The sequence below is a fragment of the Microbispora sp. ZYX-F-249 genome, from assembly GCF_039649665.1.
Classification (GTDB): domain Bacteria; phylum Actinomycetota; class Actinomycetes; order Streptosporangiales; family Streptosporangiaceae; genus Microbispora; species Microbispora maris.
In genome coordinates this window covers 24,015-42,176 of record NZ_JBDJAW010000002.1, presented here as the reverse complement: position 1 = coordinate 42,176, position 18,162 = coordinate 24,015, and the positions used below count along the sequence as shown (strand labels likewise).

The window sequence follows — 18,162 nt, the reverse complement described above, 5'->3', positions numbered from 1 at the left end:
AGTGACGTACGGTCGCCGGGGCGGGCGGTTCACCAGAGCGTGAGCGACCGGGTCAGGATGCCGGCGAGGTCCTCCTCCGCCACGGGCCTGGGCGAGGTGGTGAGCAGCCGCTGCTGCTGCATCGCCCCCTCCACCAGCGCCGGCACGTCGCCCTCCGCGTACCCGACGCCGCCGATGCCGTTCGGCATGCCGACGTCGCGCATGAGCGCGGTCAGCACGCCGGGCAGGAAGTCCGCCGGGTCGTCCGGTGTGGCCGCCGAGGGGTCGAGCAGCCCGGCCGCGCGCAGGTGCCGCGCGGGGTCCGCCTCGAAGGTGAACCGGAACGCCTCCGGCGCCGTCAGCGCCACGGCCATGCCGTGCGGGACCATCGGCCCGCCGCCGGGATAGCCGGCCGGGTGGAAGTCCTTCACCCGGCCGGCGATCGGATAGGCGTTGGCGTGCGGGATGTGCACGCCCGCGTTGCCGAACCCCAGCCCCGCGAACGTCGCCGCCAGCGCCATCGCGCCCCGCGCCTCCGCGTCGTCGCCGTTCCGCACGGCCGTGCGGAACGAGCCGGCGAGCAGCCGGAGCGCCTGCTCCGACCACATGTCCGCCACCGGGTTCGACCCGCAGTACGGCACGCGCTCCTCCGGCCGTTTGCGCTCGTAGGAGGTGTACGGCCGGGCGGTGTAGCTCTCCAGGGCGTGACAGAGGATGTCCATCCCCGCCGCGGCGGTCACCTCGGGCGGCTGCGTCATCGTGAGGCCGGGGTCCACGACCGCCAGCACCGGGCGGAGCCGGGCGTGGCTGATCCCCGTCTTGACCTTGAGACCGAGCACGTCGAGCACGCAGATGGTGGTGCTCTCCGAACCGGTCCCCGTGGTCGTGGGCACCGCGACCAGCGGCTTGAGCGGCCGCGAGGGAGCGCGTCCGGCGCCGATCGGCGCGTTGACGTAGTCCATCAGCTCGCCCGGGTTCGTCGTCAGCAGGTTGACGGCCTTGGCCGTGTCGATGCTCGACCCGCCGCCGACCGCCACGAAGGCGTCCCACGGGCCGCTCGCGCGGGCGTGCCCGATCGCCGCGAGCAGGCTCTCGTCGGTGGGCTCGACGTGGACGCCGTCGTACACCTCCACGTGCAGGCCGAACCCGGCGATCTGTCCGGCGATCCGCGCGGGAGCGCCCGTCGCCGCCACGCCCGCGTCGGTCACCACCAGCACACGGCGCGCGCCGTACTGCCCGAGGTCGAAGCCGATCTCGGCGGACGCGCCGGGGCCGAACTTGAGCGCGGGCGCGCCGTACGTGAAGACGGACTCGGGGTTGCTCGGGACGATCACGATCGCTGGCCTTCCATCCGGGGCTCATGCGGGCACGCGCGATGCCGGTGCGGGGGCGTTCCCGGATGGGAACCTGGCATGTGGCATGCTGCATGTCAATTGCGCCGCCGGGGACGCGGGCGGAGCCCACGACCGGGAAGGTGGTCAGACGGTGCGAGCGGTCGCCGGCACTTCCAGCCTCACCGAGCAGGTCGTCGAGGCGGTGAGGGAGGCCATCGTCTCGGGCGAGCTGCGGCCCGGAGAGCTGTATTCGGTCTACCGGCTGGCCGGGCAGCTCAACGTCTCCCGCACCCCCGTACGCGAGGCGATGCTCCGGCTGGCGGAGGCGGGCCTGGTGCGGTTCGAGCGGAGCCGGGGTTTCCGGGTGCTGGGCCGCGACCCCCGGGAGATCGCCGAGGTGTTCCAGCTGCGGCTGCTGCTGGAGGTGCCCGTGACGAGGCGGGCGGCCCGCCACGCCGGTCCCGGCCTCGTCCGTGCCCTGCGCGAGGAACTGGACGCGATGCGCGCCGCGGCGGCCGACCACGACGAGCCGCGTTTCATGCGGCACGACCGGGCCTTCCACGACGCGGTCCTCGCCGCGGGAGCCAACCGGCGGCTCGTCGAGGTCGTCGCCGGGCTCAGGGACGCCACGGTGACACTCGGCGCCTCCACCGTCGACCGTTCCCGCTCGCTGGCGGACGTCGCCGCGGAGCACGAGCCGATCCTCGCCGCCGTCCTCGCGGGTGACGCGGACGCCGCCGCCGCGGCGATGCGCGCCCACGTGGCCCACACCGGCGAGCTCCTCGTGACCCAGGCCGCCGCCGAGAACGGCTGCCCCGCCGACCCCGCGGACATCGCGCTCATCCACGACGCAGCCGACGAATCTACAACGTAAAGGACTATGCGGGCAAGGACGAGATCCGGACCGCGCTGCGCTACCTGGCCGTGGAGCGCGGACACGAGGCCGAGGGGGCGGGAGCGGTGCCGGTCGCCGCCCTGCTCGCCGGGAAGGTCGCCGCCTACGGACGGGTCGTGGCGGTGGTCGCGAGCCGCACCATCACCCCCGCCGCGCTCGCGGCCGTCCTCGCCGCCGACGAGGCGGTGTGAGCCACAGGCCCGGCAGGTCAGGGAGCGGGCTCGCCCGTGGTCGTCGTGGTGAGCGCGGCGACGGCCCGCAGCGCGGCCGCGGGATCGTCGGCGAAGAACCGCACCCGCCGGATGGCCGTCGCCGGGCGTACCGCCTGCCAGGGACGGCGTGGAGGCGACACCTCGATCGGTTCGCGCAGGTCGACCACGAGGTTGGTCTGGGACGAGACCGCGAGGGCGAGCTCGCCGCCCGACAGGCGCAGGAGTCTCTTCTCGTCGTAGCGGCGGTCGACGCGCGCCGACGCGACGAGCCGCGCCGGGACGTCCAATCTGAACAGCCGGCCGTACCGCAGGCGCAGCGCGTCCGGCGAGACGGTGTGCGGCCGGCGGGCGCAGCTGACCATGACGCCGAGGACGCCGAGGGCCGACGCCGCGTCGAGGGCCAGTATCACCAGGCGCGGCGCGTCCGGCAGCCCGAACCGGCGCAGCAGCAGGTCCATGGCCACGGTCTCCAGGACCAGTACGCACAGCAGCACCGCCATCGTCGGCGTCTGCTCCCGGCTGTAGCCGATCGCGTGCCTCACGACGCCGCTCCGTGCGCGAGCAGCGCCATGGCCTGCCGCGCGACCTCGGCCTGCGCGGGAGACAGATCGGCGAGGAACGCCTGGGCGAACGGGTCGTCGGCGCCGGGCATCGCGGAGGCCAGTGAGGCGGCGAGCTCGCGGGGCAGGTGGGCGGCGAGGTCGGCGGCGAGGGCGGCCACCCGGGGATCCGCGGGGTCGGCGCCGTCCAGTTCCGCCAGCCTCCGGTGCAACACCTCGGCCCGGGCGACCGCCTCCGGCGTGGTCATGGGCCGCATCAGCTCCAGCAGGCGATCCCGGTCCTCCGGCTCGGCCGCCGCGTCGAGGAGGGCGAGCAGTTCGGCCTCGGCCGCCGCGAACGGGGAGTCGCGCACGGGTTCGAGGCACCGCAGGAATTCGGCCATCGCCGGCGAGACGGCGTCGTCCGGCGACGGCGCCTCCTCGCTCAGCAGCGCGGCGAGCCGCCCGCGCCTCGCCCTGATCGCCGCCTCCTGCCGGGCGAGGTCGGCGTCCAGCTCCAGCAGGATCTCCCGCAGCTCCCGCGCGGAGTCGCCGGTCAGCACGTCGCGCACCTCGCTCAGCGACAGACCCAGCTCGGTCAGCCTGCGGGCCCGGGCGAGCAGGAGCGCGTCGCGCAGGCCGTACTCCCGGTAGCCGCCCCGCCGCCTCGACGGCTCGGGCAGCACGCCCTGGTGGTGGTAGTGCCGCACGGTGCGGGTGGACACCCCGACGAGCGCGGCCAGTTCGCCGATTCGCATGCCCTCATTGAAAACGTTGACGTCGCGGCAAGGTCAACAGCTCACAGAGGCAGCCAGCGGGCCGTGAGGAGATAACCGCCGTAGACGAGCGCGGCGGCGGAGACGAGCAGGAACAGCAGCACCCAGAGCGTGCCGGGCACCCGGGTCAGCCGGGCGAGCTGGTCGGCGTCGGAGTCGGGCGCGCGGCCGACGCGCCGCTTGCTCTGCAGTTCGAGGATCGGCCGTACGCCGCCGAGCAGCAGGAACCACGCGGCGACGTACGCGCAGGCCGACTGGACGTCGGGCGGCGCGAACCAGGACAGCGCGAAGACCGCGCCGCCCACGGCGAGCAGCGACACGGCACCGAAGAAGTTCCTGATCATCAGCAGCATGCACGTCAGCAGCGCGAGCACGCCCCACAGCAGCATCGTGATCCGCCCGTCCGCGACGAGCCAGGCCGCCCCGAGCCCGATCAGCGAGGGCGCGACGTACCCCGCCGCGGCCGTGGCGATCATGCCGGGTCCCGTGGGCCTGCCTCGGGTGAGCGTCACGCCCGAGGTGTCCGAGTGGAGGCGGATGCCCCGCAGCTTGCGCCGGGTCAGCACCGCGACCAGCGCGTGGCCTCCCTCGTGGGCGATCGTGATCAGCCCGCGGGAGACGTGCCACGACGCGGGATAGGCGACGACGGTGAGGGCGGCGAACCCGGACAGGACGACCAGCCAGAGCGGGGGCGCGATCTGGACGGCGGTCAGGTGGTTCCACAGGGCCTTCAGGGGGGTCACCCCCGGAATCGTACGGCGGCCGCCCGCCGGCCGCGGACGTGCCCACACCCGGCCGGCGTCGATCGGTACACTCCGGGCATGCCCACCGCCGAGCGAGCCGTCGCCGTCGGTCCCGCGGAGCCGGCGGACGCGGAGGCCGTCAGGAGCATCCTCGCCGGGTCGTGGGGCGGCCCGCTCGTCGCCGTTCACGGCGAGCTCATCGACGCGTCCGCGCAGCGAGCGCTCCTCGCCAGGGTGGAGGGGCGGCCCGTCGGACTGCTGACGTACCGGCCGGTGTCGGACGCCGAATGGGAGATCGTGACACTCGACGCGGTGGAGGCCGGGCGGGGTGCCGGGCGGGCACTGCTGGACGGGGTGCGCGCCGAGGCGGAGCGCGCGGGCGTCGGGCGGCTCTGGCTCGTCACCACGAACGACAACACCCGCGCCCTGCGCTTTTACCAGCGGTACGGATTCGACCTGGTGGCGGTCCACCGCGACGCGGTCGAGGCCGCGCGCGGGCTGAAGCCCTCCATCCCCACCCACGCCGACGGCATCCCGATCCGTCACGAACTCGAACTCGAACTGCTCCTTCGGCGTGACGGCGGAGACGGCGCCCGGGGCGGCACCGCGTCCGGCATGCACGCGAACCCGGGGGAGCGGCGGGACGAGCCCCGGGTCTCCCGGTAGGGCTCTCACCCCACAGGCCGCGCGGAAGGAGGAGCATCGAGCCGGGGCGCGGCACGACCTCCCGGCCGGGTGTGCGGAGCGTGCCCATGCCGGGTGGCGGGGGCCGGTGCCCGATGTGAGGGCGGTTACCTTCTACATGTGGCTGAGCGGCGTATGCGTGGACTGCGCGGATTGAGTGGGCTGATGAGGGCGAAACCGGAGCAGGCTCCCGAGCACTCCATGGACCCCCGTGCGGGCGAGGAGGAGACGTTCCGGCACAGCGTGATCGACAACGCCGTGTACGTGGACGGCGAGCGCGTGGACTCCCCGCTTTCGCTGGGCGACGCGATCGCCGCGCTGCGCTCGCGGCCGGGTGCGATGGCGTGGATCGGCCTCTACCGCCCGGAGGAGGCCGAGCTGATCAAGGCCGCCGAGGAGTTCGGCCTGCACGAGCTCGCCATCGAGGACGCCATCGTCGCCCACCAGCGGCCCAAGGCCGACCGGTACGGCGACACGCTGTTCGTGGTGCTGCGGGCCGCCCAGTATCTCGACCAGCCCGAGAAGGTCGCCTTCGGCGAGCTGCACGTCTTCGTCGGCCCCGACTTCGTGCTGACCGTACGGCACAGCGAGGCGCCCGACCTGTCCAAGGTGCGCCGGCGCATGGAGTCGGACCCCGACCTGCTGCGCCAAGGGCCGCAGGCCGTGCTGTACGCGATCCTCGACGCGGTCGTGGACGGCTACGCGCCGGTGGTCGCGGGGCTGCAGAACGACGTCGACGAGATCGAGGTGCAGGTCTTCGGCGGGGACCCGGCCGCGCCCCGGCGCATCTACGCCCTGTCACGCGAGGTCATCGAGTTCCAGCGGGCGACCAGCCCGCTGGTCCCGATGCTCGACGGTTTCATCGCGGGCTCGCCCAAATACGGCGTGAACGAGGAGCTGCAGCGCTACCTGCGCGACGTCTCCGATCACGCCATCACGGTCACCGAACGCGTCGCGGGCTTCCGCCAGATGCTGCAGGACATCCTCGTCGTCAACGCCACACTCGTCAGCCAGCAGCAGAACGAGGAGATGACCAAGCTCACGGCCGCGAGCATCGCCCAGGGCGACGAGGTCAAGAAGATCTCGGCGTGGGCGGCCATCCTGTTCGCCCCGACGCTGGTCGGCACGATCTACGGGATGAACTTCGACCACATGCCCGAGCTGCACTGGCTGCTCGGATACCCCATGGCGATCATGCTCTTGGGCGTCGTCTGCCTCACGCTCTATCTGGTCTTCAAACGCCGCGACTGGCTCTGACGGCTCCGGTCACGAGTGCCTGAACTGGAAGGAGATCTCGAGCTTGCGCTCCATCGTGGTGTCGTCGGCCGTCAGGATGGTCCGTACCGTCTCGCCGTTCAACCCGGCGACGACGATCGCGTCGTCGTCGCCGTCCCCGGTGGCCTGGCAGACGACGTGCTCGTCGCCGAACCAGGCGTAGACGTACTGACAGTTCGCGGTGAACCGCCGCAGCTCCTGGCCCGTGTCCGCGTCCCGGACGCAGTACGTACGCGCCGGGCCGGCGCAGGCGGTGAGGAACGACCGCCGGGAGGGCGCGAACAGGATTCCGACCTCGTCCGCGCGGACGGTGTCGGCGACGGCGCCGGCCGCCATGTCGCGCACCGCCGTCCCCTCGCGGCCGAAGAAGCGTATCCCCCTGGCGCCGCCGGTGCCGGTGAGCGCGACCACGCCCTTGTCCCGGGCGTCCCACGTGAACGTCGAGTGGGCGATGGCGGGGTCCGTGACCGTCACGACCCGTGCCTTCGGCTCTCCCACCTCGGCCACGATGAAGCCCTTGCTGGTGACCTCGGTGGATCCGGTGAACATGATCAGCGTCAGCAGGATCTTCCGGCCGTCCCTCGACCACTGGATGTTGGTGCCTTGGAGGGGCTCCCGCACCGTCAGCGTCTTGCGGACATCGCCGGTCTCCAGGTCGATGACGTCGATCGAGTCGTAGCCGTCGGTGAACTCGGTCGGCAGACCCGCCGCGTACCTGCCGTCGGGGGAGACCTCGACCTGGAAGTAGCCCGTCCATTTCCGGAACTTCGCGCCGGGGGAACTCCTCGTGTAGAGACCCTGCAGGCGCCCCTTGGCGTCCGTCACCCGGTACGCGGCGACCGACACCGGGTCGTCCGGGTGTTCGTGGAGCACCGCGGAGACGCCGGGCAGTTCCCGCCCGACGAGGCCCGTCGTGGGAACGGCCTCGTCCCGCGCCGCGGGCGAATCCGGGCCGGAGCCGGGACGGGGCTCCGACTTGCGCTGGAAGGTCGTCCCCCCGCCGGCCGCCCCGCCGCTCTTGCCGGAGGTGACCTGCGGACGGGGGACGCTCGGACTCGTCACCGGGGTGATGTCCGTGGCCGGCGTGGGGTTCTCCTGCCCGGCGGGTACGACGGCGAGCGCGGACGCCGGCGGCGAGCCCGGCAGGGACGTGTGCGCCCTGGCCGCCCGCACGCCCGGGTCCTCCCCTTGGGGCAGGACGAGCACGGCCGCGGCGACCGCCGCCACCGCGGCGCAGACCGCCGCGACGACCTTGGCGACCGGACGGCCCGCGCGCCCACCCGTATCCGTGGCCGCCCCCGTGAACGCGTCCGTCGTCGCATCTGTGCCCGCGTCTGTGCCCGCGTCTGTGGCCGCGTCTGTGGCCGCGTCTGTGCCCGTGGCGGTCACGCCCACCGGGCCGGGTGCGGGCGACGGCTCCGCCGCCGCCCCCGGACGCTCGGCCCGGTCCGGCTCTTCCGCACGTGCCGCCGCGGGCGCCTCAGCGGCGGGGGACGGAGGCGCACCCTCGGCGGGCTCCGGCGCGGTTTCCGGGGCGTCCTCGGCGGGTTCGGGCGCGGCCTCGCGAACGGTCTCCCGGCCACTCGCGTGAGTGCTCCTCGGAGCCGGTTCGGGGGCCGACTGCTCGATCAGCGCATCGATGACCTGCTGGGCGGACGGCCTGCGAGCCGGATCCTTGCCGAGACAGGACGCGATCACATCCCGGAGCCTGCCCTCGACGTCCCGGATCTCCGGCTCACCGTTCAGGATCCGGTTGATGACGGCGGGCAGCGACTGATTCCCGAACGGTCCCGACCCGCTGGCCGCGAACACGATCGTGCCGGCCCAAGCGAACATGTCGGCCGCCGGGCCGATGTCCTGGTTGAGGAACTGCTCCGGCGCCATGTAGGCGGGCGTTCCGATCGGTACGGAGGTCAGCGACGACGTGGTGTCGAGGGCGCGGGAGATGCCGAAGTCGATCACCCGTGGGCCGTCGGGGCCGATGATCACGTTGGGCGGCTTGAGGTCCCGGTGGACGATTCCGGCACGGTGGATCGCCGCGAGCGCGGTGGCCGTCCCGACCGCGAGGCGGGACAACGCGTTCCCCCGGATAGGGCCCGAGGCGGCGACGCTCTGCTGGAGTGAGGGGCCGTCGATGAACTCGCTCACGATATACGGCCGGTCATATTCCACGCCGGTGTCCAGAACCTGGGCCGTGCAGAAGGCGGCGACTCTCTTGGCCGCGGCGACCTCCCGGAGGAACCGCTGGGCGCCGGCGACGTCGCCGGTCAGGTCGGGCCGGATCCACTTGACCGCGACGGGCTGCCCGGAGGGATCGACCGCGTGGTAGACCGTCCCCTGGCCGCCCACGCCAATACGGCCGGTAATTCTGTAACGACCGATTTGTGGCGGGTCGCCCGGCCTTAAAGGTGATATCTCCGGCACATGGTCATTGTTATGGATCGATCCAAGCGGTAGTAGATGTCACTGGGACAATTGTTATCGGAACGGTGCTCACATGCGGAGGGCCGGAAGATTCATTCGCCACGACGTACGGCCCGAAGGTGAACGCGAGGTCCAGCGGCGGGTGGGCCGGCCATCCGCGGCATGAACCGGCCCGGGGCGTACGCACGCCCCGGGCCGGCTCACAGAACTCTCAGCGCTTCACGCGCACCCAGTCGCTCCGGCTGGAGGACGGGCCGGCCTCGCCGTTGCCGGCGAAGACGACCTTCCAGTAGCCGGACGCCGACGCCGTGGTCTTGCCCCAGAGCTTGCCGGAGCCGTTCGTCCACAACGTCTTGACGTAGTGCCAGGAGCCGCCGGCCTTCTTGAACCAGACGGTCACCTTCTGGTGGCCGTAGCCCTCCCAGCCGTGGTCCCAGACCTGCAGCTTGCCGCGGAAGGTGAGATACCTGTGGTACTTCACCGGCTCCGGTGCGGCGTTGAACAGGATCACCCGGGTGCCGGCCCTGGGCGGAGGCACCGGCCGGGGCACGCGGACCGTCACGTAGTCGGTCGCGCTCGCCGAGTACGCCGCTCCGCCGGTCGCCTCGAACTCGGCCCGCCACCAGCCGGAGGTCCTGGCCCTCACGTCCGCCGCGAAGCGGCCGTGGGAGTCGGTCCGGTCGGAGGTGACGTACTGCCAGCGGTAGCCGCCGGCGGGCTTGAACAGGATCTTCACGCTCCGCCCGGGGTAGCCGCTCCAGCCGGCGAAGCCGGAGATCTCCAAGCGGCCGCGCAGGCGCAGCGTGTCACCGGCGTCGACGGGCTCGGGGGAGGCGTCGAATCCGGTGATGCGGGTACGGCTGGCCGCGGCCCTGACGTCGACGCGGTCGCTGTCGCTCGTCGCGGGCTCGGCGTCGGTGGCGCCGGCGAACTCGGCCCGCCACCAGCCGGTCCTGTCCGCCCTCTGGTCGACGGAGAACCGGCCGTCGCGGTCGGTCGTCACCGAGCCGACCCGGCTGTAGGACCCGCCGACCGGCTTGAAGGCGATGTCCACCTTCTGGCCGTCGTACGCCTGCCGGCCGCCGCCGTCCAGGTAGGTCAGCGCGCCGGTCAGCCTGATCCGGCCGCCCCGGTCGACGACGTCGGGCGAGGCGTCGAAGTCGAGGTCGGTGGTCCAGTGGACCTGGAACTCCTTGCTCGCGGTGCCGCCGTCGGCCCGCACCTGGAACTTCCAGACGCCGGGCTCGTCGCGGAAGGTGAAGCCGTAGCTCGCCGAGTAGACGCCGGAGCCCGCGGGTGCGGGGTCCAGCGGGACGGCACGGCCGTCGCGGTCGACGAGCCTCGCCGCGCCCTTCTGCGACGCCTTGTAGGTGAAGGTCGCCGTCGAGCCCGAACCGCCGGCGACGACCACGGGAGTGGGGGAGACGGTCAGGTCACTCGGACCCGCTGCCGTCGCCGCGCCGGCGGTGGCCGGGAGCGCGACGAGGGCCGCCCCTCCCAGGACCACTGCCGCGATCGCGGCTTGAATGCGTTTCAACATTCCGGTGAACCATCCTTCCCGGTGGTTGAACGCGGCCTGAGGGTGCCACGTCATTCATAACGAGTAGACGGGTGAATACCGGCGACGGTTGAGCGTGCTGACCTATCGTCATCGATTTGTGTCAAACGGGAAGATCCATAACCGCCGGCGTACCAAGTTGTCGCTGTGCGGGACGGAGCGTGCATCGTGCGACATAATCGGCCGTGTGGTGCGGGACGCTGTGGAGACGCATTTCGCCGAGGCCGTCGGGGCGCTGACCCCCGGACCCGCCCGGGATCCGGACCTGCCGGTACGGCCGGGCACGGGCCTGACGGGCACGCGGTGCCGTGAACTGTTCGCCGTACAGCTCGGCAGCAGGCTGCTCGACGTCGCCGCCCGCCACATGCGTGAGCGCGACGAGGGCTTCTACACGATCGGGTCGTCGGGGCACGAGGGGAACGCCGCCGTCGCCGCCGCGCTCCGCGTGGACGACCCCGCGCTGCTGCACTACCGGTCCGGCGCCTTCTACCTGACCCGGTCCGCCCAGGCCGGCCGGCTGGCGGAGGAGGGGCTGCGCGACGTCCTGCTGGGGATCACGGCGTCGGCCGAGGAGCCGATCGCGGGCGGCCGGCACAAGGTGTTCGGCCACCCCGGGCTCGCCGTCATCCCGCAGACCTCCACGATCGCCAGTCACCTGCCGCGCGCCGTCGGCGTCGGCTTCGCCATCGAGCGGGCGCGCACGCTGGGCCTGCCCTCCCCCTGGCCCGGGGACGCCATCGCCGTGTGCAGCTTCGGCGACGCGTCGATGAACCACGCCTCCGCGCTGACCGGGCTGAACACCGCCGCGTACGGCCGCCACCGCGGGCTGCAGATCCCCGTGCTGTTCGTGTGCGAGGACAACGGCCTCGGCATCAGCGTGAAGACGCCGCCGGACTGGATCGAGCGGGCCAGGCACCCCCTGCTGGAGTATTTCCAGGCGGACGGCTGTGACCTGGCCGACGCCTACGACGCGGCGCTGCGCGCCGCCGAGCACGTGCGCGTCACCCGCGCCCCGGCGTTCCTGCACCTGCGGACCGTGCGCCTGATGGGCCATGCCGGTTCCGACGTGGAGATCGGCTACCGCACCCGCCGGGAGATCGCCGCCGACCTGGATCGCGACCCCCTCGTCCGTACGGCGCGGCTGCTGGTGGAGGCGGGCCTGGCCGAGCCCGACGAACTGCTGGCGCGCTACGAGGCCGAGCGCGACCACGTGCTGAAGCTCGCGCTGGAGTGCGCGCGCCGGCCCCGGCTCGCCACTGCCGAGGAGGTGACGGCCCCGCTCGCGCCGCGCCGTCCCGACGTGGTGGCCGCCGAGGCGGTGCGGGCCGCGCCCGCCGAGGCGCGCGAGCGCGCCTTCGCCACCCTGCCGGAGCAGGAGGGTGGGCTGACCGTCGCCCAGGCGGTCAACCGCACGCTGGCCGACGCGATGGCGCTGGACCCCGGGGTCCTCGTGTTCGGTGAGGACGTGGCCCGCAAGGGCGGGGTGTACGGCGTGACACGCGGGCTGCTGCGCCGGTTCGGGGCGGAGCGGGTCTTCGACATGCTCCTGGACGAGCAGGCGATCCTCGGCCTGGCGCTCGGGAGCGGCGTGTCGGGGCTGCTGCCGGTGCCGGAGATCCAGTATCTCGCCTACGTGCACAACGCCCTTGATCAGATTCGCGGCGAGGCGTCGACCATGCAGTTCTTCTCGCAGGGCGCGTATCGCAATCCGCTGGTCGTACGAGTCGCCTCATATGCCTACCAAAAGGGCTTTGGTGGACATTTCCATAACGACAACTCAATAGCCGCATTGCGCGATATTCCCGGTGTGATCGTGGCGTCTCCCGCCCGGCCCGACGACGCCGCCGCGATGCTGCGCACCTGCCTGGCCGCCGCCCGCGCGGACGGCAGCGTCTGCGTGTTCCTCGAACCCATCGCGCTCTACCACACCCGTGACCTCTTCGACGAGGGCGACGGCGGCTGGCTCGCGCCGTACGCGCCGCCGGCGCGCTGGGCCGAGACCCACGTCCCGGTCGGCCGCGCGCGCTCCTACGGCGACGGCCGCGACCTGACCATCGTGACCTACGGCAACGGCCTGCGCATGAGCCTGCGGGCGGCGGTGAGGCTCACGGCCGAGGACATGAGCTGCCGGGTGCTCGACCTGCGGTGGCTGTCGCCGCTGCCGGTCGACGACCTCATGCGCGCGGCCGAACTGACCGGCCGCGTGCTGATCGCCGACGAGACCCGCCGCAGCGGCGGCGTCTCCGAAAGCGTGATCACCGCGCTCGTCGACAATGGCTTCCGCGGCCCGATCAGCCGTGTGACCTCACAGGACAGCTTCGTGCCGCTCGGCCCGGCCGCCGACACCGTCCTGCTGTCGGAGTCCGACATCGAGCGCGCCGCCCGCAAGCTCCTCACGTCGTGATCTTGTAGTTTGTCGCAGGGATGTCTCCTGACCTGCCTGGTTTCTTCTCGTGATCTAGCAGCAAATCTGGGCTACGGCCCCTGACCTGCGCCTCATTGGAGTGTGATCTTGCACTTGCAAGATCGCGCAGGTCGTACGCTCTGGTCAGTGAGCGTGATCGCCGAGATCTGCAAGATCATGAATTGGAGTTCGGCAGATCAGGGGCCACTCGTGCGACAAACTACAAGATCACGGTCGGCTGAGGCCCAGGTCGCGCCACCTATACGCGACAAACTGCAAGATCACCCAAGGGGGGAGAGGGCGGCGCGGGCCATGGTGCGGAGGAGATCGGCCATGGCCTCGGGGGCGAGCTCCCCGGCGCTGCGCGGGGTGGAGTTGAGCAGGCCGAAGACCGCGTGCGTGGCGGCGCGCAGCCGCGCGGGCGGGCAGGCGGGGTGCAGCTCGGACAGCACGGTCACCCACTCCTCGGCGTACAGCCGCTGCAGCCGCCGGATGGCCCGCCGGGCCTGCTCCGGCACGTTGTCCAGTTCGCGCTCGTGCACGCGGATCAGCGCGGGGTGATTCAGCGCGAACTCGATGTGCCCGGACAGCAGCGCGTCGAGCGCGGCCTCGGCGGTGTCCGGGTCGGCGGTGGTGGCCAGCCGCGCCCCCTGCTCGCGCAGCCGCTCGCTGATGTCCAGCAGCATCTCGGCGAGCAGGGCCTCCTTGCCGCTGAAGTGCCGGTAGAGCGCCGGCCCCGACACGCCCACGGCCGCGCCGATGTCCTCGATGGACACGCCGTGGAAGCCGCGCGCCGCGAAGAGGGCCGCGGCGGCGTCGAGGATCTCGGCCCGCCGGTTGCGGGTAGGGGTCTTCACGGTCCTCCCGGTCTTCACGGCACCATGGTAGACGGAGTCTGTTAACGATGACTAACATCGCGGCATGAGCACGAGTGACTGGCCGGCGCTGGAGAGCCGGTGCGACCCGGGCGGCGAGCCGTACAAGCGCAACGCGGAGGCGAACGAGCGCCTGGTGGCGGACCTGCGGGAACGGCTCGCGGCGGCGGCGCGCGGCGGCCCCGAGCGGGCCCGGGCCAGGCACGTTCAGCGCGGCAAACTGCTGCCCAGGGACCGCGTCGACACGCTCCTCGACCCCGGCGGGCGATTCCTCGAGCTGTCCCCGCTCGCGGCCACCGGCATGTACGACGACCAGGCCCCCGCCGCGGGGATCATCACCGGCGTGGGACGGGTCGCCGGGCGCGAGGTCGTGATCGTGGTCAACGACGCCACCGTCAAGGGCGGCACGTACTACCCGATGACGGTCAAGAAGCACCTGCGCGCCCAGGAGGTCGCCCTCCACAACAACCTGCCGTGCGTGTACCTGGTCGACTCGGGCGGCGCCTTCCTGCCGAAGCAGGACGAGGTCTTCCCCGACCGCGAGCACTTCGGCCGCATCTTCTACAACCAGGCCACCATGTCGGCGCGGGGCATCCCGCAGATCGCGGCCGTGCTCGGCTCCTGCACCGCGGGCGGGGCGTACGTCCCGGCGATGAGCGACGAGGCCGTGATCGTGCGCGGCCAGGGCACGATCTTCCTCGGTGGGCCGCCGCTGGTGAAGGCCGCGACCGGCGAGACCGTCACCGCGGAGGAACTGGGCGGCGGCGAGGTCCACGCCCGCGTCAGCGGCGTCACCGACCACCTCGCCGAGGACGACGCGCACGCCCTGAAGATCGTGCGGGACATCGTCGCGTCGCTCGGCCCGAAGAGCCCACGCCCCTGGGATGTGGCACCGTCCGAGCCGCCGCTGTGGGACCCGCGCGACCTGTACGGCATCGTCCCCCAGGACACGCGCCAGCCGTACGACGTGCACGAGGTCATCGCCCGGGTGGCCGACGGCAGCAGGTTCCTGGAGTTCAAGGCCGAGTACGGCCCGACCCTGGTGACCGGGTTCGCCCGGATCCACGGCCACCCCGTGGGGATCGTGGCCAACAACGGCATCCTGTTCGGCGAGTCGGCGCTCAAGGGCGCCCACTTCGTCGAGCTGTGCGACCGGCGCTCGGTCCCGCTGGTGTTCCTGCAGAACATCAGCGGCTTCATGGTCGGCAAGGCGTACGAGGCCGGGGGCATCGCCAAGCACGGCGCGAAGATGGTGACGGCGGTCGCGTGCGCCCGGGTGCCGAAGTTCACAGTGATCATCGGCGGTTCGTTCGGCGCGGGCAACTACGCGATGGCCGGGCGCGCCTACTCGCCCCGATTCCTGTGGATGTGGCCGAACGCCCGCATCTCCGTCATGGGCGGCGAGCAGGCCGCCACCGTGCTCACCATGGTCGGCGACGCCGACGCCGACGAGATCCGGGCACAGTACGAGCACCAGGGCAATCCCTACTACTCGACGGCGCGCCTGTGGGACGACGGGGTGATCGACCCCGTGGACACCAGGACCGTCCTCGGCCTGGCGCTCGGCGCCGCCGCGAACGCCCCCCTCGAACCCGTCGGCTACGGCGTCTTCCGGATGTGAGTGATGTTTTCGACTGTCCTGATCGCCAACCGGGGTGAGATCGCCGTCCGGATCATCCGCACGCTCCGCGCGCTGGGGATCCGCGCGATCGCGGTGCACAGCGACGCCGACCGCGACGCCCGTCACGTGCGCGAGGCCGATCTCGCCGTCCGGCTCCCGCGCGGCTACCTCGACATCGACGGGATCGTCGAGGCCGCCCGGGCGAGCGGCGCCGAGGCCGTCCATCCGGGGTACGGCTTCCTCGCCGAGAACGCCGAGTTCGCCCGCCGCTGCGCGGCCGGCGGCCTGGTGTTCGTCGGCCCGCCCGCCGAAGCCATCGAGGCCATGGGCGACAAGATCCGGGCCAAGGAGACGGTCGCCCGCGCGGGCGTGCCGGTCGTGCCCGGCGGCGCGGAACCGCACGACGACCTGGCCGAGGCCGCCGCACGCATCGGCTTCCCGGTGCTGATCAAGCCGTCCGCGGGCGGGGGCGGCAAGGGCATGCTGCGGGTCGAGTCCGCCGACGCCCTGGCCGCGGCCGTCGAGTCGGCCCGCCGTACGGCGACGGCGGCCTTCGGGGACGGCACCCTGCTGATCGAGCGGTTCGTGGACCGGCCCCGGCACATCGAGATCCAGGTGATGGCCGACGGCCACGGGAACGTCGTCCACCTGGGCGAGCGCGAGTGCAGCCTGCAGCGGCGTCACCAGAAGATCGTCGAGGAGGCGCCCTCGCCGTTGCTCGACGAGGAGACGCGGGCCCGCATGGGCGCGGCGGCGGTGGAGGCCGCACGGTCGGTCGGCTACGTCGGCGCCGGCACGGTCGAGTTCATCGTCCCCGGCGACCGTCCCGGCGAGTTCTTCTTCATGGAGATGAACACCCGGCTGCAGGTCGAGCACCCGGTCACCGAGATGGTCACCGGTCTCGACCTGGTCGAGCTGCAGCTGCGGATCGCCGCGGGGGAGCCGCTGCCGTTCGGGCAGGACGAGGTGCGCCTGCGCGGCCACGCCGTCGAGGCCCGCGTGTACGCCGAGGACCCCGCCCGCGACTTCCTGCCGACGGGCGGCCGGATCCTGGCCCTGCGGGAGCCCGCGGGCGAGGGCGTGCGGTTCGGCGTGCGGTTCGACTCGGGACTGACCTGCGGAACGACCGTGGGCAGCGACTACGACCCCATGCTGGCCAAGGCGGTGGCCTGGGCCCCCGACCGGGCGGGCGCGCTCGCGGCCCTCGACCGGGCGCTGGCCTCGACCGTGATCCTCGGGGTGACCACGAACATCGGGTTCCTGCGCGCGCTGCTGGCCGACCCGGAGGTCGCGGCCGGGCGGCTCGACACGGGGCTGGTCGAGCGGCGGCTGTCCGGCCTCGTCGGCGGCGAGGTGCCGGACGAGGTGCTGGCGGCGGCCGCGCTCGTCTTCCACTCCGGCTTCGACCGCTCCGGCTCGGGCGACCCGTGGGATGTGGCGGACGGCTGGCGCGTGGGGGAGCCCGCCTGGACCGTGCACCGGCTCGGCGTGCCCGTACGGGTGCGGGGCGCCGCCGCAGACGCGGAAATTGAAGTTAACGAGCGTTCACTCGGCCGGGCGCGGCTCGAGTGGACCGGCTCGGAGGAGGCGGCGGTCACCCTCGGCGGTGTCACCCGCAGGTACGCGGTCGCCCGGAACCGCGACACGGTGTGGCTCGCCGAGGGTGGCCGCGCCTGGCCCGTCACCCGGCACGAGCCGGGCGATCCGCAGGACCGGCAGGGCGGGACGCTCGCAGGGGACGGCGTCGTACGCAGCCCGATGCCGGGAACGGTGCTGCTGGTGAAGGCGGCCGAGGGCGACCGGGTCAGCGCGGGACAGCCGCTGGTCGTCGTGGAGGCGATGAAGATGGAACACACCCTGACGGCGCCGGTAGGCGGCGTGCTCGCCGAGCTGCGGGCCCGGCCGGGCCAGACGGTGGAGCTGGACGCGGTCCTGGCGCGGGTGACGCCATGCGAGTGACGATCTACGAGGTGGGCCCGCGCGACGGCCTGCAGAACGAGTCCGCCGTCGTGCCGGTCGAGGTCAAGCGCGAGTTCATCGGGCGGCTGGCCGAGGCCGGGCTGACGACCATCGAGGCGACGAGCTTCGTCCACCCCAAGTGGGTGCCCCAGCTTGCGGACGCGGGAGAGCTGCTGGAGAGCCTGCCCCGGGTGCCCGGGGTCCGCTATCCGGTGCTCGTCCCCAACGAGCGCGGCCTCGACCGGGCGCTGCAGCAGGGCGTCACCGACATCGCGATCTTCGGCAGCGCCACCGAGTCGTTCGCCCGGCGCAACCTCAACCGGACCGTCGAGTCGCAGTTCGAGATGTTCGCCCCCGTCGTCGAGCGGGCGCTGGCTCACGGCATGCGGGTCAGGGCGTACGTGTCCATGTGCTTCGCCGACCCCTGGGAGGGGCCGGTCGCGCCCGCGCAGGCCGCCCGCGTCGGCCGCAGGCTGCTCGACCTCGGCTGCTACGAGCTGTCGCTGGGCGACACCATCGGCGTCGGCACGCCACGGCACGTCGAGGCGCTGCTGGACGCCTTCGCCGAGGCCGGGGTCGGGCCCGACCGGCTGGCCGTCCACTTCCACGACACCTACGGCCAGGCCCTCGCCAACACGCTCACCGCGATCAGGCGGGGGATCACGGTCGTGGACTCCTCCGCCGGCGGCATCGGCGGCTGCCCGTACGCGAAGAGCGCCACCGGCAACCTCGCGACCGAGGACCTCGTCTGGATGCTCGACGGCCTCGGCGTCGAGACCGGGGTGAACGTCAGGTCGCTGGCCGCCACCAGCCTCTGGCTCGCCGCAATCCTGGGCCGGCCGAGCCCCTCCCGCGTCGTCCAGGCTCTCGCCAAGGAGATTTGA

At 72.6% G+C, this 18,162-nt stretch carries 15 protein-coding genes; 8 read left to right on the top strand and 7 right to left on the bottom strand.

Annotated features, from left to right (window positions below; all coding sequences use genetic code 11):
- Positions 1-29: 29 nt before the first annotated feature.
- Positions 30-1,313: a hydroxyacid-oxoacid transhydrogenase gene (locus tag AAH991_RS02725; protein WP_346224116.1), complete on the bottom strand. Its 1,284-nt coding sequence runs from the start codon at positions 1,311-1,313 to the stop codon at positions 30-32.
- A 151-nt stretch (positions 1,314-1,464) separates the two neighbouring features.
- Between AAH991_RS02725 and AAH991_RS02720 the strand changes: the two genes are divergently transcribed.
- Positions 1,465-2,187, top strand: a complete 723-nt coding sequence (locus tag AAH991_RS02720) for a GntR family transcriptional regulator (protein ID WP_346224115.1) — start codon at positions 1,465-1,467, stop codon at positions 2,185-2,187.
- A 50-nt stretch (positions 2,188-2,237) separates the two neighbouring features.
- Positions 2,238-2,399 (top strand): hypothetical protein, encoded by a 162-nt coding sequence (locus tag AAH991_RS02715; RefSeq protein ID WP_346224114.1) that lies wholly within the window; start codon positions 2,238-2,240, stop codon positions 2,397-2,399.
- A gap of 17 nt (positions 2,400-2,416) precedes the next feature.
- Here the strand turns inward: AAH991_RS02715 and AAH991_RS02710 are convergent, their stop codons facing one another.
- Genes AAH991_RS02710 through AAH991_RS02700 form a run of 3 tightly spaced genes read right to left on the bottom strand, consistent with a single transcriptional unit; the run spans position 2,417 to position 4,478 of the window.
- Positions 2,417-2,962: a hypothetical protein gene (locus tag AAH991_RS02710; RefSeq protein ID WP_346224113.1), complete on the bottom strand. Its 546-nt coding sequence runs from the start codon at positions 2,960-2,962 to the stop codon at positions 2,417-2,419.
- Positions 2,959-3,717 (bottom strand): MerR family transcriptional regulator, encoded by a 759-nt coding sequence (locus tag AAH991_RS02705; RefSeq protein ID WP_346224112.1) that lies wholly within the window; start codon positions 3,715-3,717, stop codon positions 2,959-2,961. Before AAH991_RS02705 ends, AAH991_RS02710 begins: the two co-directional genes overlap by 4 nt.
- 41 nt (positions 3,718-3,758) lie before the next feature.
- The gene (locus AAH991_RS02700; RefSeq protein WP_428833923.1) at positions 3,759-4,478 is read right to left on the bottom strand and encodes a M50 family metallopeptidase; all 720 of its coding nucleotides are present in this window, start codon (positions 4,476-4,478) and stop codon (positions 3,759-3,761) included.
- Positions 4,479-4,556: 78 nt separating this feature from the next.
- On the opposite strand from AAH991_RS02700, the gene AAH991_RS02695 reads away from it, so the two are divergent.
- Positions 4,557-5,144 carry a GNAT family N-acetyltransferase gene (locus tag AAH991_RS02695; protein WP_346224111.1) on the top strand — a complete coding sequence of 196 codons (588 nt, stop codon included), beginning with the start codon at positions 4,557-4,559 and terminating at the stop codon, positions 5,142-5,144.
- Positions 5,145-5,327: 183 nt separating this feature from the next.
- Positions 5,328-6,419: a magnesium and cobalt transport protein CorA gene (locus AAH991_RS02690; protein ID WP_346224110.1), complete on the top strand. Its 1,092-nt coding sequence runs from the start codon at positions 5,328-5,330 to the stop codon at positions 6,417-6,419.
- A gap of 9 nt (positions 6,420-6,428) precedes the next feature.
- On the opposite strand, the gene AAH991_RS02685 is transcribed toward AAH991_RS02690, so the two are convergent.
- Both AAH991_RS02685 and AAH991_RS02680 read right to left on the bottom strand, forming a co-directional pair.
- Positions 6,429-8,861 (bottom strand): serine/threonine protein kinase, encoded by a 2,433-nt coding sequence (locus AAH991_RS02685; RefSeq protein ID WP_346224109.1) that lies wholly within the window; start codon positions 8,859-8,861, stop codon positions 6,429-6,431.
- Between the two features lie 211 nt (positions 8,862-9,072).
- Entirely contained in the window at positions 9,073-10,401 is a 1,329-nt protein-coding gene (locus tag AAH991_RS02680; protein WP_346224108.1) for a hypothetical protein, read from the bottom strand.
- 205 nt (positions 10,402-10,606) lie between these two features.
- On the opposite strand from AAH991_RS02680, the gene AAH991_RS02675 reads away from it, so the two are divergent.
- Positions 10,607-12,823: a transketolase C-terminal domain-containing protein gene (locus AAH991_RS02675; protein ID WP_346224107.1), complete on the top strand. Its 2,217-nt coding sequence runs from the start codon at positions 10,607-10,609 to the stop codon at positions 12,821-12,823.
- 281 nt (positions 12,824-13,104) lie between these two features.
- Here the strand turns inward: AAH991_RS02675 and AAH991_RS02670 are convergent, their stop codons facing one another.
- Positions 13,105-13,698: an SACE_7040 family transcriptional regulator gene (locus tag AAH991_RS02670; RefSeq protein ID WP_346224106.1), complete on the bottom strand. Its 594-nt coding sequence runs from the start codon at positions 13,696-13,698 to the stop codon at positions 13,105-13,107.
- A 46-nt stretch (positions 13,699-13,744) separates the two neighbouring features.
- Between AAH991_RS02670 and AAH991_RS02665 the strand changes: the two genes are divergently transcribed.
- Genes AAH991_RS02665 through AAH991_RS02655 form a run of 3 tightly spaced genes read left to right on the top strand, consistent with a single transcriptional unit; the run spans position 13,745 to position 18,162 of the window.
- Positions 13,745-15,319 (top strand): carboxyl transferase domain-containing protein, encoded by a 1,575-nt coding sequence (locus AAH991_RS02665; RefSeq protein WP_346224105.1) that lies wholly within the window; start codon positions 13,745-13,747, stop codon positions 15,317-15,319.
- 3 nt (positions 15,320-15,322) lie between these two features.
- Positions 15,323-17,278 carry an ATP-binding protein gene (locus tag AAH991_RS02660; protein ID WP_346224104.1) on the top strand — a complete coding sequence of 652 codons (1,956 nt, stop codon included), beginning with the start codon at positions 15,323-15,325 and terminating at the stop codon, positions 17,276-17,278.
- Positions 17,269-18,162 carry a hydroxymethylglutaryl-CoA lyase gene (locus tag AAH991_RS02655; protein WP_346224103.1) on the top strand — a complete coding sequence of 298 codons (894 nt, stop codon included), beginning with the start codon at positions 17,269-17,271 and terminating at the stop codon, positions 18,160-18,162. The genes AAH991_RS02660 and AAH991_RS02655 overlap by 10 nt, the downstream gene beginning before the upstream one ends.

Bases quoted from the DNA above. Each gene is read 5' to 3' on its own strand.
- AAH991_RS02705 (WP_346224112.1), bottom strand. From the start codon at position 3,717: ATGCGAATCGGCGAACTGGCCGCGCTCGTCGGGGTGTCCACCCGCACC.
- AAH991_RS02660 (WP_346224104.1), top strand. From the start codon at position 15,323: ATGTTTTCGACTGTCCTGATCGCCAACCGGGGTGAGATCGCCGTCCGG.
- AAH991_RS02690 (WP_346224110.1), top strand. From the start codon at position 5,328: ATGAGGGCGAAACCGGAGCAGGCTCCCGAGCACTCCATGGACCCCCGT.
- AAH991_RS02680 (WP_346224108.1), bottom strand. From the start codon at position 10,401: ATGTTGAAACGCATTCAAGCCGCGATCGCGGCAGTGGTCCTGGGAGGG.
- AAH991_RS02665 (WP_346224105.1), top strand. From the start codon at position 13,745: ATGAGCACGAGTGACTGGCCGGCGCTGGAGAGCCGGTGCGACCCGGGC.
- AAH991_RS02655 (WP_346224103.1), top strand. From the start codon at position 17,269: ATGCGAGTGACGATCTACGAGGTGGGCCCGCGCGACGGCCTGCAGAAC.
- AAH991_RS02695 (WP_346224111.1), top strand. From the start codon at position 4,557: ATGCCCACCGCCGAGCGAGCCGTCGCCGTCGGTCCCGCGGAGCCGGCG.